Source organism: Picosynechococcus sp. NKBG15041c (genome assembly GCF_055380235.1).
This window is the reverse complement of sequence record NZ_AP040363.1, coordinates 1,378,903-1,392,382: the sequence shown is the minus strand read 5'-3', so window position 1 is coordinate 1,392,382 and position 13,480 is coordinate 1,378,903. Positions and strand designations below refer to the sequence as shown.

Annotated in this window: 14 protein-coding genes and 1 rRNA gene; 9 read left to right on the top strand and 6 right to left on the bottom strand. The window is 48.6% G+C overall.

The window, feature by feature from the left end; all coding sequences use genetic code 11:
• Positions 1-30: 30 nt before the first annotated feature.
• The 6 genes from ACZ45B_RS06770 (at position 31) to ACZ45B_RS06745 (ending at position 3,656) form a co-directional block, all read left to right on the top strand.
• On the top strand, positions 31-543 hold the full coding sequence (locus ACZ45B_RS06770) for a Fur family transcriptional regulator (protein ID WP_024545641.1): 513 nt from the start codon (positions 31-33) through the stop codon (positions 541-543).
• 11 nt (positions 544-554) lie between these two features.
• Positions 555-1,607: an ABC transporter ATP-binding protein gene (locus ACZ45B_RS06765; RefSeq protein ID WP_024545642.1), complete on the top strand. Its 1,053-nt coding sequence runs from the start codon at positions 555-557 to the stop codon at positions 1,605-1,607.
• A complete protein-coding gene (locus ACZ45B_RS06760; protein WP_236612432.1) occupies positions 1,592-2,095 on the top strand; it encodes a CRR6 family NdhI maturation factor in 504 nt (167 codons plus the stop codon). The genes ACZ45B_RS06765 and ACZ45B_RS06760 overlap by 16 nt, the downstream gene beginning before the upstream one ends.
• A 46-nt stretch (positions 2,096-2,141) precedes the next feature.
• Complete coding sequence (locus ACZ45B_RS06755; protein ID WP_024545644.1) at positions 2,142-2,960, top strand: DNA/RNA non-specific endonuclease; 819 nt, start codon at positions 2,142-2,144, stop codon at positions 2,958-2,960.
• A 70-nt stretch (positions 2,961-3,030) separates the two neighbouring features.
• Entirely contained in the window at positions 3,031-3,255 is a 225-nt protein-coding gene (locus tag ACZ45B_RS06750; protein WP_024545645.1) for a hypothetical protein, read from the top strand.
• Positions 3,252-3,656: a type II toxin-antitoxin system death-on-curing family toxin gene (locus tag ACZ45B_RS06745; protein ID WP_024545646.1), complete on the top strand. Its 405-nt coding sequence runs from the start codon at positions 3,252-3,254 to the stop codon at positions 3,654-3,656. Before ACZ45B_RS06750 ends, ACZ45B_RS06745 begins: the two co-directional genes overlap by 4 nt.
• A 27-nt stretch (positions 3,657-3,683) precedes the next feature.
• Here ACZ45B_RS06745 and ACZ45B_RS06740 read toward each other — a convergent pair whose 3' ends face one another.
• On the bottom strand, positions 3,684-4,640 hold the full coding sequence (locus tag ACZ45B_RS06740; RefSeq protein WP_051352918.1) for a putative bifunctional lysylphosphatidylglycerol flippase/synthetase: 957 nt from the start codon (positions 4,638-4,640) through the stop codon (positions 3,684-3,686).
• 142 nt (positions 4,641-4,782) lie between these two features.
• On the opposite strand from ACZ45B_RS06740, the gene purD reads away from it, so the two are divergent.
• Positions 4,783-6,048, top strand: coding sequence for a phosphoribosylamine--glycine ligase (gene purD, locus ACZ45B_RS06735; RefSeq protein ID WP_024545648.1), 1,266 nt, complete (start codon positions 4,783-4,785; stop codon positions 6,046-6,048).
• A gap of 70 nt (positions 6,049-6,118) precedes the next feature.
• Complete coding sequence (gene nblS / locus ACZ45B_RS06730; protein ID WP_024545649.1) at positions 6,119-8,143, top strand: two-component system sensor histidine kinase NblS; 2,025 nt, start codon at positions 6,119-6,121, stop codon at positions 8,141-8,143.
• Between the two features lie 27 nt (positions 8,144-8,170).
• Here nblS and ACZ45B_RS06725 read toward each other — a convergent pair whose 3' ends face one another.
• The 4 genes from ACZ45B_RS06725 to ACZ45B_RS06710 form a co-directional block, all read right to left on the bottom strand.
• The gene (locus ACZ45B_RS06725; RefSeq protein ID WP_464675019.1) at positions 8,171-8,830 is read right to left on the bottom strand and encodes a CAP domain-containing protein; all 660 of its coding nucleotides are present in this window, start codon (positions 8,828-8,830) and stop codon (positions 8,171-8,173) included.
• A complete protein-coding gene (locus tag ACZ45B_RS06720) occupies positions 8,766-9,242 on the bottom strand; it encodes a M67 family metallopeptidase (RefSeq protein ID WP_024545651.1) in 477 nt (158 codons plus the stop codon). Before ACZ45B_RS06720 ends, ACZ45B_RS06725 begins: the two co-directional genes overlap by 65 nt.
• A 96-nt stretch (positions 9,243-9,338) precedes the next feature.
• Positions 9,339-10,448 carry a threonine synthase gene (gene thrC, locus ACZ45B_RS06715; RefSeq protein ID WP_236612433.1) on the bottom strand — a complete coding sequence of 370 codons (1,110 nt, stop codon included), beginning with the start codon at positions 10,446-10,448 and terminating at the stop codon, positions 9,339-9,341.
• A gap of 157 nt (positions 10,449-10,605) precedes the next feature.
• Entirely contained in the window at positions 10,606-12,246 is a 1,641-nt protein-coding gene (locus ACZ45B_RS06710; protein ID WP_024545653.1) for a Ppx/GppA phosphatase family protein, read from the bottom strand.
• A 91-nt stretch (positions 12,247-12,337) separates the two neighbouring features.
• Between ACZ45B_RS06710 and ACZ45B_RS06705 the strand changes: the two genes are divergently transcribed.
• On the top strand, positions 12,338-13,219 hold the full coding sequence (locus ACZ45B_RS06705; protein ID WP_024545654.1) for a 4-hydroxybenzoate solanesyltransferase: 882 nt from the start codon (positions 12,338-12,340) through the stop codon (positions 13,217-13,219).
• Positions 13,220-13,356: 137 nt separating this feature from the next.
• On the opposite strand, the gene rrf is transcribed toward ACZ45B_RS06705, so the two are convergent.
• Positions 13,357-13,474 (bottom strand): 5S ribosomal RNA (rrf, locus tag ACZ45B_RS06700).
• Positions 13,475-13,480: the final 6 nt, after the last annotated feature.

Genomic DNA, 13,480 nt, shown 5'->3' with positions numbered 1-13,480 from the left:
ATTGTCAATAAGCTGAACTTGTTGAAAAAAATGCTAGTACCTTCCTACGATGTGAGCGCCCTCAAGACGGAACTGAATGCTAAGGGTTGGCGGCTAACGCCCCAGCGGGAAAAAATTCTGGGTACATTCCTAAATTTACCGAAGGGAGAGCATCTCAGTGCGGAAGATTTACACCAAGAGCTCTTGAGCCAACAGGAAAACATTAGCCTTTCGACGGTATATCGTAGTGTCAAGTTGATGACCCGCATGGGCATTTTACGGGAACTAGAACTAGCAGAAGGTCACAAGCATTATGAATTAAACCAGTCCCAGGCCCACCACCACCACCTCGTCTGTGTGCAGTGCAATAAAACCATTGAATTTGAAGATGTGGCCATCAACAAACATAGCATTGCCCAATGTCAGCAACAGGGCTTTGAGCTCCTCGACTGCCAGTTAACAATTACGACTATTTGCCCGGAAGCGCGGTTGATGGGCTGGCCCTCGGCACTCCCCCATGATTGGGTCTGCTCCCGGGTGAAAGCCCAAGCGACCCTCAGCTGAGGGGTAGCGATTTGACTTTTAGGGGACAGCGATCGCCGACATCATTTCCCCTGTTGGTGACAGAAAATTTAGCTCTGGGTTATCGGCGACGCCCCCTCTTAGAAAATCTCAATGTGGCGATCGCCCAAGGACAGTTTGTCTGCCTGGTGGGGGCCAACGGCGCCGGAAAATCGACCCTAATCCGAATTTTGGCGGGTTTAGAAACGCCTCAGAAGGGTAATGTGTGGCTCCAGGGGGAACGCCTCGACAAACTCAACGGGCCCCAGCGGGCGAAGCGCTTAAGTTTGGTACTGACAAACCGGGTCGATTTAGCCTGGATATCAGTGCTGGAATTGGTGGCTTTGGGACGTTACCCCCACACCGATTGGCAGGGACGCTTGGGGCCGGAGGACCAAAAAATTGTCCGGGAGGCGATCGCCGCCGTAGGCTTAACGGCCCTACAGGATCAGCCCCTGAATAATATCAGTGACGGTGAACGACAAAAGGCAATGATTGCTAGGGCCTTAGCCCAGGCAACCAGTCTAATTTTGCTCGATGAACCCACTGCCTACCTAGACTTACCCCGGCGCGTAGAAGTGATGCAATTGCTGCGATCACTGGCTCACCAGCGGGGCCGTACAGTATTGATGTCTACCCATGACTTAGATTTAGCCCTGCGCTGCGCCGATCAGCTGTGGCTCATTACCCCCGACCAAACGCTTGTGGTCGGCACGCCCGAAGAATTGGCTCTCCAGGGTTATCTGGGGCGTACCTTTAGTAGTGACATTTTCTGTTTTGATCAAACCAGTGGCCAATTTCAATTACACCACCAATGGCGATCGCCCATCCAGTTTCAGGGAGAAGGACTGGTGGCCACCTGGACAGAGCGGGCCTTAAATCGCCTAGGGTTTGAAGTGGTCCAGGGTCCTTGCCCGTTGCATTTAGAGCTCAAAGCACAACCCACCCGCTGGATTTTAACGAGAAGTCCGGCAGAGGGCAGTTCTTGGCGAGATTCCCCGCTCGAATTCACGAGTCTCGGCGATCTCAGTACCCATCTCCAAGCTTTACAATGGGAAGACTGTTGACCAATGCAACCATGGCAGAGCTCAAAATTCCCCACCGCGATATCCTCAGTCTCAATCTAGAGCCCATCAAAATTTTGGTACAGTCCATTCTGTTGGACAATGCCCTGGCTGATCATGAGCAAAAGTTTCAGTTAATCATCGATTTCCCCCGGGAAAGCAATGATCCCCGCGAGCTATCAGAAATTCCTGAAGTTCGTCTCTGGTTTGTACGCCTTGATGCTGTTTTTCCCTGGTTTCCTTTTCTGCTCGACTGGAAAAGTGGCGAACTAGGCCGCTATGCAGCAATGCTTGTCCCCCATCAGTTTCATCGCACCGAAGGGATTCAATACAACCCTGAAGCCCTCGAAATTTTTGTGATGGGTAAAGTCTTTTGTCTCAGTGAAGTACTCCCTGAATTTGACATCCAACCCCAATCACGGGTGAAGGCGATCGCCCAGCTCCTCGGCTACGACCTAGACGATGAATTTTTAAATAGCATTACCGCCTAGTTTATGGGTATTCAACCGACAACGAAGGGGGCCTTGGGCAGTGCCGATGAATATGATTACAAAACGGATTCAATATATCCTTAAAACCCGCATTGGTAGACGATTGGCCTACGGCCTATTGGTCGGTGCAGCCCTCCTGATTTTTCGCCCCACAGAATATCCTGCAGAATCACCCAGCAGCACTGCAACCCAAAATCCGGCTACTGCCTGCCCGGCCCATCTCCCCAATGGCATTCCCCAGGGAACCCCCGCCACCAATGACCTACTTGTCCGTTCAATCTATTGCCTAAGTGCAAACCCTGAAACCAAGTTTGCCGACTGGGTGGCCTTCCGATTAGACCGAGAAACAATTACGGGGAGTTCCAACCAAGACCGCGAATGGGCTGCTGATCCAGACCTCCATAGGGACGTCACCCTAGAACCAGAAGACTATCGAGGTGCTTACCAAGCCCATAACTACGACCGGGGTCATCTTGCTCCCTTGGCTTCCTTTCGGGGGGGAAACTGGTACAAAACCAACTATCTCAGCAATATCACGCCCCAAAAAGCCGACCTAAACCGGGGTGCGTGGAAGGACCTTGAAGAATATGAACGTGACCTCGTCAGGCGCTATGGCGAGGTTCATACTATTGTCGGCACTGCCTACGATGCCCGTGACTCAACATCGCCTCGAAAAACGCAACTCCCCAATGCCGACGAGCCCCATCAAATCCCAGACTATTTTTGGCGGATCATCACCTACAACAACACCACTGAGGCTTATATTTTTTCCCAGGACACCCCCCTTGGTGCAGATTTTCGGCTCGGGAAAATTTCTCCTAGGGAGCTTGAACAGTATACGGGTTTAACGTTTAGCTCAGAATAACCACCAATTTTTCAACGGAGGCCCACCTAGAATAAAATCATCAGTTTTGACATTCATCACAGGGTTTACCATGTCTCAGCACATTTCATTACCCGATCGCCTCGCAGAAAAAGCAACAACTGTGGCCCAAAGCCTTGGCTTATCACTCGAAGAACTATTGGCGATCGCCCTAGAAGAACTCCTCATAAAATATCAACAAGCCCCTAGCGCTGACCTCAACCTAGAACAAAAAATGAAGATTGCCCAGCGCGGCATCAAAAAATATCAACAGGCTCTCGCAGAACTTGCACAATGAAAGAACCCACTTGGCTCAATGGGGCAGATATCTATGAAATACATAAGGAAATCATCGCTATTTTTGGGGGCCAGTCAGGGATCTTGAATCCTGGATTAATTATCTCTAGCCTCAACAAAGCAAAAAATCTTTTTCATTACACAGAGTCCCCAGATCTTTGTCAATTAGCCGCTGTTTATGGCTATGGTCTCATCAAAAACCATTGTTTTCTTGACGGCAACAAACAAGTTTCTTTAATTGCTGTCTATACTTTTTTAGCGATCAATGGCTTTGAACTCATTGCCCCAGAACAAGACGTTATCCAGACGTTTTCAGACCTCGCAGGGACCCAAGCCTCCCAAGCTGCTGCCATCGAAACGTTTGCCCAGTGGCTCCGGCAAAATACCCACCACAATCATTAACTATTTTTAATCTCGGCAAGCCTGATATTAATTGGTTTTTGTGGTCTGCCAGTACTCAAACCACAACAAAGCTGTCACGGCGATTGAGAATGGCAGCAGATAGTACAAGACACGGAATACAATCAAAGTCGCCAAGATTACTTCTTCCGTTTGGGTCGACTGGAGAAAAAAAAGCATCACCGTCTCGAAAATCCCCAAACCGCCTGGAATCGTGCTGATCAAACCAGCCACCATCGCCAGAACATAAATGCCAAAAAAAGCAGGATAGGCGATCGGCGCATCCAGTAAGCCATGGAGCGCTAAGGCCGCAAAACCCCAATCTAAACTAAAGATTAAAATCTGTTGTAGAGAAATCCCGAGGGAAGGGAATTGAAAATGATAATTGTGCCATCGTAGTGGCTTGGTCAGCATCACTGTGCCCAAAGCATATAAACTGCTCATGCCTAAACAAAAAATCCCAAATCCTTGTAACGAGTGAGAGAAAAAAGGCAACTCGATGGCGGTGGGTAAAGAAAACTCAAAAAGAGCAAAAATCAAACCACTCACTGGTAATAAACCAACCCAGAGATTAAGGTTCGTAAAAGCAATAATCTGAGCAATTTCTATGTTTGAAATGTGCCACTGGCGATAGAGTCGATAGCGCAACATACTCCCTGAGAGAAAAGCAAATCCTACATTTGGACTGATAGCATAGGTAATCAAACCAGCAAAGGCAATTTTCCAGGGAGATAATCTTTTTTTGATATATCGAAAAGCTAAGAGATCATAATTGGAGATCGCCCCATAACTACATAGTATAAAAAAGCAAGCGATTCCTAATTGAACCATAGATAAATTATTGAGACTTTCCCAGACTAAGCCCCAATTAATACGACGAAATTCTCGCCAAATAATGACTGTGGCGATCGCACAAATACAGACACTCAAGCCTGGCAAAAGGCGTTTTTCAAGAATTTCTTTGAAAATACTTTGATCGCTACCCACAAGGTTTACCCAGCCAATATTTCCCGACAGCTCATCTTAACGTTTTCCTTTGAGGGTCTGAACCTTATCATAATGCCCAAGGAGTGAAACTCTTCCGATAGAATAGAAGATTGATCAATTAAAAAAGGTTGAATTAGCAACAATGAATGTACTTGTGGTGGGCAACGGTGGCCGGGAACATGCGATCGCCTGGAAATTACTCCAATCTCCCAATGTCGAAAAAATCGTTTGCACCCCCGGTAATGGCGGCACAGCTCTCTTGGAAAATTGTCAAAATCTCCCGATCGCCGTGGATGACTTCGCTGGTATTGCCCAAGCCTGCCGTGACCATCACATTGATTTCGTTGCCGTCGGCCCCGAAGTGCCCCTTTCCCTCGGCCTCGCAGATTTTTTAAATGAACAAAATATTCCCGTATTTGGCCCGCAAAAAGACGGGGCAATCATCGAAGCCAGCAAAGCCTGGGCCAAGGAACTGATGATCGAAGCGGGGGTTCCCACCGCCGCCTCTGGCACCTTCACCGACCCCCAAGCAGCGAAAGACTATATCGAAAGCCAGGGAGCCCCCATCGTTGTCAAGGCCGATAGCCTCGCTGCCGGGAAAGGAGTGATTGTCGCTGAAACCTTAGAAGAGGCCTTAAATGCTGTCGATCGCCTCTGGGCAGAAGGCTACAAAACCCTGGTGGTAGAAGAATTCCTCGTCGGTCAAGAAGTATCCGTGCTGGCATTAACCGACGGCAAAACGATCCGCCCCCTCCTGCCTTCCCAAGACCATAAACAAATTGGCGAAGGGGACACTGGCGAAAATACCGGCGGCATGGGGGTCTACGCACCCACCCCAATCGCCACCCCTGAAATTATGGCCCAGGTACAAACCGATGTGCTCGAAGCCACCCTCAAAACCCTGCAAAAGCGAGGCATTGACTATCGGGGCATTCTCTATGCGGGTCTGATGGTGAGTCCTAGTGGTGTGGTAAAAGTGCTGGAATTTAACTGTCGCTTTGGGGATCCAGAAACCCAAGCAATTCTGCCCCTCCTGGAAACGCCCCTAGATGAACTGATGCTCGCCTGCATCAACCAAACCCTCGCTACCCTGCCACCGCTCAAGTGGTATGCAGGGAGTGCAGTCTGTGTCGTGGCAGCCTCTGCTGGATATCCCGGCACCTACGAAAAAGGCAAAGTAATCACGGGGCTCCAAGAAGCCGAAGCTCTGGGGGCGACGGTTTTTCATGCAGGGACTAAATTAGAGGGAGATACTTTGTTAACCGATGGTGGCCGTGTCCTTGGGATTGTCTGCCGCGGCGAAAATTTTGATCGGGCGATCGCCAACGTTTACCAGGCCGTTCCCCAAGTACAATTCCCAGGAATGTACTACCGTCGCGACATTGGCCATCGCCTCAAAAAGGCATAGCTTGCAACAAAACGTTACATTGTATTTAATAAAGCAAACTTGATCCGGTTCGTTCACCCCCGAAAACACCTTGCTAACCCTCATCACCAAACTTCGTAATATCCTTTCCCGCTGGTGGTCAGAATTTACGCTACAGACCAAGCTCATGGCCGCCGCGACCCTGGCCGTATCCCTGTTGATGAGTGGTTTTACCTTTTGGGCAGTGAATTCAATCCAGCAAGATGCCCGTTCGAACGATACTCGCTTTGGTAGTGACCTCGGCCTCCTCCTTGCAGCAAACGTTGCCCCCTTGGTGGCCGATCACAACCTCTCCGACCTTGCACTCTTTACCAACCGTTTTTATAACAGCACCGAAAACGTTCGTTATCTCATCTATGCCGACCCAGACGGCAAAATAGTCTATGGCATCCCCTACTCAGAAGCCGAAGTAAAAAACAGTCTCACCATCGAGCGACGCATTACCCCCCCCGACGAATACAACGCCCAAAGCTTTTTGCCGATCGCCAAACAACATCTCACCCCAAACGGTGAAATTACCGATGTTTTCGTCCCCCTCTACCAAAGCGACGAGTATCTCGGCATCTTAGTTGTGGGCATTAACCCCAACGCCACCGTGGTTGCCTCCTCTAACCTAACGCGAGACGTTACCCTAGCCGTATTTGTCTTTATCTGGGTAATGGTGATCCTCGGTGGCGTCTTCAACGCCCTTACCATCACGCGGCCGATCAAAGAGCTTCTGGACGGTGTCAAGAACATTGCCGCCGGAAATTTTGAGCAACGCATCGACCTCCCCTTCGGCGGTGAACTCGGCGAGCTCATCGTCAACTTCAACGAAATGGCCGAGCGTCTCGCTAGCTACGAAGAACAAAATATCGAAGAACTCACCTCCGAAAAAGCCAAACTTGAAACCCTCGTCACCACGATCGCCGATGGCGCGATTCTCCTGGACACCGACCTAAAAATTATCTTGGCCAATCCCACCGCCCGCAAAATTTTCCACTGGGACGAGAAACCAATTATCAGTGAAAGCGTTCTCCATCATCTACCCGCCTCCGTCACAACTCAAATTACCCGTCCTCTCCACCAGATGGCGATCGGCGAAAACCTAGACTCCGATTTTCTGGTAGAACACCATGCCGTCAAAAGAGACGCAGAAGAAACCATGCGGGGCAACGAATTTAAAATTAGCCTCGAAGACATGGTCGATAACAGCGCCGAAGCCACAACGGTCCGGATTCTTCTCACCGAAGTTTTAGACAAAAATAAAACCAACATTCGAGGCATCGCAATCACCGTCCAAGATATTACGAAAGAAGCAGAATTAAATAAGGCCAAAAGTCAATTCATCAGTAACGTTTCTCACGAATTACGGACTCCCCTATTTAATATCAAATCTTTTATTGAGACACTCCATGAATATGGAGACGATCTCACCGAACAGCAGCGGCAAGATTTCCTCGAAACAGCCAACAACGAAACCGATCGCCTGACCCGCTTAGTCAATGATGTACTAGATTTATCACGCCTCGAATCTTCTCGAGTGTATCGCCTCGATGAAGTAGACATCAGTCAGCCCATCGAACAAACCCTACGCACCCACCAGCTCAACGCCCGCGATAAAGAAATTACCCTGACCCATGAGCTCGACGTCAATCTACCTATGGTGCTGGGACACTACGATCTCTTATTGCAAGTCCTCACAAATCTGGTGGGGAACGCACTCAAATTCACCCGTGCTGGCGGCCAAGTGAGCGTCAGAGCGTACCAAGTTCCCCATGACCCCGAGCATGTGCGCATTGAAATATCCGATACAGGCATCGGCATCGATCCAGAAGACCAAGAGGCCATTTTTGACCGTTTCTTCCGGGTAGAAAACCGTGTGCACACCTTAGAAGGAACGGGGCTTGGTCTGTCCATTGTCAAAAATATTATCGATAAACACCACAGCCGAATTCATCTCATTAGCGAAGTGGGTATCGGTACGACTTTTTGGTTTGAGCTCAACGCAGTCCAAACCACAGCGGAGATTCAAACCCCAGATAGTCCTGATTCCCTAGAAACACAACCTAGGGAAGCCAGTGGCAACATTGTCTAACCATCAACAGTAGATGGCAGCCCAAATTCAAAGGCGCTTTAAGAAAAGTTGTGTGAAGTAATAAGCTCCCTCTTGGTTTTGAACTACGCCGATGCCCGTCAAATCAAAGTCACCAATGATATTTTTGTGGTGGCCGGGGCTATCAATCCAGCCTTCAACCGCGACGGTGGCAAGATCGTCATAACCTTGAATGAGTGCTAGATTTTCTGCAACACTGGCATATTTTAAAGCTTGTTTTTCTAAACTAGCAGCTCTATTTTCAAAACCATCGTGGGAAAACGTTGCTTCCCCTGAGGCCATTTTTGCACTGTATAGGCGAGACTCATTGGTGATGCGATAGTCGAGGGTCAGGGGTTTAAGACCCAAGCTATTTCGGTAGGTGTTAATTTTTTCGTGGATTTGCCGCTCAATGGTTTCGGTGCTGGGATTGTTACGGATTGGCAGGGTAGAGTCGGCTTCCTGCTGACTGATAAATTCTTGGGGTGGTGGCGGTGGACTGGGGGATGGATTAATTCGATTGATCCCAAGCCGGACGCCAATAAAAAAAAAGGTGAGCATTGGTAAGCGCCACCAGCGTTGATACCGCATCATATAAACCTTATGGGGCAGAATAATTTCAATTTTAGAGAGTTCGAGATTGACTTGGCTGAATTTGCAGCGTTTCTTCTTGGAATTGCCGAGCGCCATCAAGCGTCCAACTGTGGTAAGCGGTCACTCGACGATTTTCTACAGAAAGAATGAGGTAGGAGTAAATATCCCAGGCGATCGCCCGGTCATATTCAGAGGGGACTGCGGGATGGTCAGGGTGCGAATGGTAAATGCCAATAATCGCTAATCCTGCGGTGCGGGCAAATTTTTGGGCCTGGAGGATTTCCCGAGGGGCGATCGCAAAATGATCACGGCGCGACTGGGACTGAGGCTCTGAGGGCAGGAGTTCCGGCATCGCTTGGCTGAATTCCAGGGTCCAACTGTTTGCCGTAGGCCAGATCTGCTCTACTGTCTTACCATGCCCAAGTAATAGACCGCAGCATTCTTCGGGATAACTGTTCTGGGCTTGGGTAATGAGTTGTCCAAGTTGAGCGGCGGTTAAAACGAGCATAGTAGATAAATTTTGAACATTTAAACAAAAGAACCTAAATCCCAGGAGATTTAGGCGCTTCTTGGTTTAAGTTAGTGATATTTAATGGCGTTCTACCTAAAATCCCATGGCCTTAGCCACTGCTTCCATATTGGCAGGAATGCCCGTTTGCCCCTTAGATACACTGTGGGCGATCGCTGCATCGGGATCTTTTAAACCATTCCCGGTTAAAACACAGACGATTTTTGCCCCGGCTGGCACTTGATCTTTCACCTTCAAAAGACCCGCTACCGAAGCAGCACTGGCCGGCTCACAGAAAATTCCTTCGTTAGCACCAAGCTTACGGTAGGCTTCAATGATTTCTTGGTCTGTGACAGCATTAAACGCCCCTTGGCTGGCCGCCTGGACCCCATGGGCCTTATCCCAGTTCACGGGGTTACCGATCCGAATCGCAGTGGCGAGAGTTTCAGGGTTATGTACAGGTCCACCTTGAATAAATGGTGCAGAACCTGCTGCCTGGAAACCCATCATTCGGGGTAACTTACTGCATTTATTCAACTCGTGATACTCACAAAAACCCATCCAATAGGCGGAGATATTCCCAGCATTCCCCACGGGGATACAGAGCCAATCGGGGGCTTCACCGAGGGCATCTACCACCTCGAAGGCTGCTGTTTTTTGACCCTGGAGGCGATAGGGATTCACGGAGTTTACAAGGGTTACCGGATAATTTTCTGACATTTGCCGCACAATGCTCAGGGCGTTGTCAAAATTCCCTTCAATGGCGATTACTTCCGCACCGTATAAAAGCGCTTGGGCCAGTTTACCCAGGGCTACATAGCCATCGGGAATGAGCACAAATGCTCGCAATCCAGCCCGTCTGGCATAGGCTGCCGCCGCCGCTGATGTGTTTCCGGTACTGGCACAAATCACTGCCTCCGCGCCCGCTTCTTTGGCCTTGGTGATTGCCAGGGTCATCCCCCGGTCCTTGAAGCTCCCGGTGGGGTTCAGCCCGTCGTATTTTGCATAAACCTGCACCCCTTTACCAATTTCTGCGGCAATACTGGGGATTGGGATTAGGGGCGTATTTCCTTCATAGAGGGTGACTACGGGGGTGCTATCGGTGACAGGGAGATACTGACGATATGCGTTAATTAAACCCGGCCATTTTGCGGCATGGTGGGTTGGAAAGGGGACAGAGGTTAAATCGGCTTTGGGAGTACTCAGAACCACAATTGTTCTCTTACGGTGTAGTCAAATAAACGAAATCTTCTCTAAAAGGTTAGCAGTAAGGGGGGATCTGAGCTAGTCACAGGGGCGATCGCCACAGCTCAGAATCTAGCGATTTAAGAAAAGATTAACTGGGCTTTACTATTTTAAGAGTTTAGGGGCATAGCTGAGCGGTTACAGTCACAGCAAATTCTTCTTCGAAGATATCTTTGTTGTAGCCTAAGCTCCACAATTCCAATTCACAGGGGTCATCTGCATGGGTTGGGGTCAGCTTTAGGGTTAATTCTCGCTGCTTAGGATTAAAGTTGCAGGCAATATTGGCGATCGCCCCCACTTGGCGCCGATCGAGAGCAACGGCAAGGCGCATCATGGCGCTCAGTTCACTAACCATTTGTCGGTGTTCTTTCTGGATTAAATTTTGGTAATTTTCATGTTTCTTTTTGGGTTTACTCTTGCGGTGATAGCGGGCTAAATTGGCAACGATCTCTAGCTGAGTTTCATTAAAACCAAGCAGTTCAGCATTACGAATCAAATAATAAGAATGTTTGTGGTGGGCCGCATGGCTGACATAGAGGCCACAATTATGCAAGATTGCCGCTGACCATAATAACTCCCGTGCTTCAGTATCCCACTGGTGCAGATAACCCTGGAGTTGGTCAAATAAGCTCAGGGAAAATACGGCTGTTCTTTCGCTGGCGATTAGATCAACTCGATATTTTTTGGCGATCGCCATCACACTCCGTTCCCGAATGGAGCTCTGATATTGCAGGCGACTTTCAATCAAACCATGGGAGAGCATCCAATCCACAATTACCCCTTCCCGTAAGGCCCGCTCACAGAGGGTGATTTTTTTTAATCCCAACAGCTCCATCGCTTCATGGAGAATCATCGCGCCAGCGAGGATAATTTCGGCCCGTCGATCAGACATCCCCGGCAAATCAGACCGCCCATGACAGTCTAAAATGCGCATCTCTTGGATCAATTTCCCGATATCCTGTCGAGAAAGAGAATACCCATGGAGTGGATTCGGGATTGTCCCTAGATCAGCCATTGCATGCATTGCTGCCAAGGTTTCAACAGTACCCGAAGTACCAATCATTTGCACCTGTTCTTCCGGGCAAAGATGCTCTTGTAATTCTTCAATGGGCCGTTCTAACATGCCGCGAATATAAGCCTGTAGGGCCGTAAATTCACGGTCATTGATCGGGTCAGTACTAACAAAATCCTGGGTCAGACGTACCGCTCCCACTTTGGTACTACTCAAAAAACGAGCTTCATGGCTTTCAACGAGGCTAATTTCTGTCGAACCACCGCCAATATCAATCAACACATGGGGTTGTTGATTAAAATCAACCGCAGACAAAACGCCGAGATAAATGCGGCGTGCTTCTTCTTGGCCAGAAATGAGATCGACTTCTAAACCTAATTCTGTCTTAATGCGTTGGAGAAACTCTGGGCCGTTGGGCGCTTCACGGACGGCACTTGTCGCCACGGCCACTAGAGAATCGACTTGAAAACTGATGGCCAGATCCTGGCAACGACGGAGGGCAGCAAGGGAACGCTCCATGGCAACTTCTGTTAAATTCCCCGTGAGGCGATCGCGGTGACCCAAGCGCACTGTATCTTTTTCCCGTGCCACGATAGTAAAAGCAGGTAGACTCGGCTGGATTTTCACAATCACCATATGGATGGAGTTTGTGCCAATGTCGATTGCCGCGAGGGTGCAGTCTTCCCCTTGCTTGACGTTCGCAAATTGGGTGGAATTCGTTTTAAGCTGATAGACGGAAGTAGCCATGGTTAATGTCTGTCATCTTTGCTGACTTCTCTATTATTAAGGATTACCTCCAATTTACTCACTGTTTCTGACATCTCTTCCCTAAAATCCTATGGTTTCTGACCCCACCTGGAAAAAAATTGTCTATTTACTCCGTTGGGACAAACCAGCGGGACGTTTAATCTTAATCATTCCTGCTCTCTGGGCCGTGTTCCTTGCGGCGGAGGCACGCCCCGATTGGAAACTGGTTTTAGTCGTTATCCTTGGGGCGATTACGACCAGCGCAGCCGGTTGCGTAGTCAATGACCTCTGGGATCGTGATATTGATCCCCAAGTAGAGCGAACCAAAATACGTCCCCTTGCCTCTAAAGCACTGACAGTCAAAGTGGGGATTGTGACGGCGATCGCCTTCTTCTTTTCTTCTGCTGGTCTCGCGTTTTATTTCAATCCCTGGACAAATCCCCTCAGTTTTTGGCTTTGTGTGGCTGCTGTCCCAGTCATTATTGTTTACCCTTTAGCTAAGCGATTTTTCCCAATTCCTCAGCTTATTTTGGCGATCGCTTGGGGCTTTGCGGTTCTGATTAGTTGGAGTGCTGTCACCCAAAATTTAACACAAGCAACTTGGCTTTTGTGGGGCGCGACTATTTTTTGGACTTTAGGTTTTGATACTATTTATGCCCTTTCTGATCAGGAGGATGATTTAAAAATTGGCATTAATTCCAGTGCTATTTTTTTTGGTAAATTTGCCCCGGAAGCGATCGGGATTTTTTTTATTCTTACAGCTCTTTGTCTAATTTTTCTTGGAAAAGCTTTAGATATCAACTTGTTCGTCTATGTAATTAGTTGGGCGATCGCCGTTGGTCTTTGGCTCAAACAATACCTGAAAGTTCGTAAACCGAATCTCTCTCGCAAAATTTATAACAAGCTTTTTGAAGAAAACGTCATAATTGGCTTTATTTTACTCATAGGAATGATTTTAAGCTCACTACTTTAAACTGGACTAAGGCATCGTCCCTCTCACAAAGGGGGATTTGTTGGCCTACATAAACGAATAACTCTCCTGCGGAAGACAGAAGAGTTATTCAAAAATAAAGAAGAAGAATAAGGTATTCAGTTTTAAATAAGAGAGAAGCTTGGCATTGGACTATTTTCCCGGCAGGCTACCCCACAGGTATCGTCGCCGCTATAGCGTTTCACATCTGAGTTCGGGATGGAATCAGTGTGGTTCCACTATGCTAGAAACACCAAGCAGTGG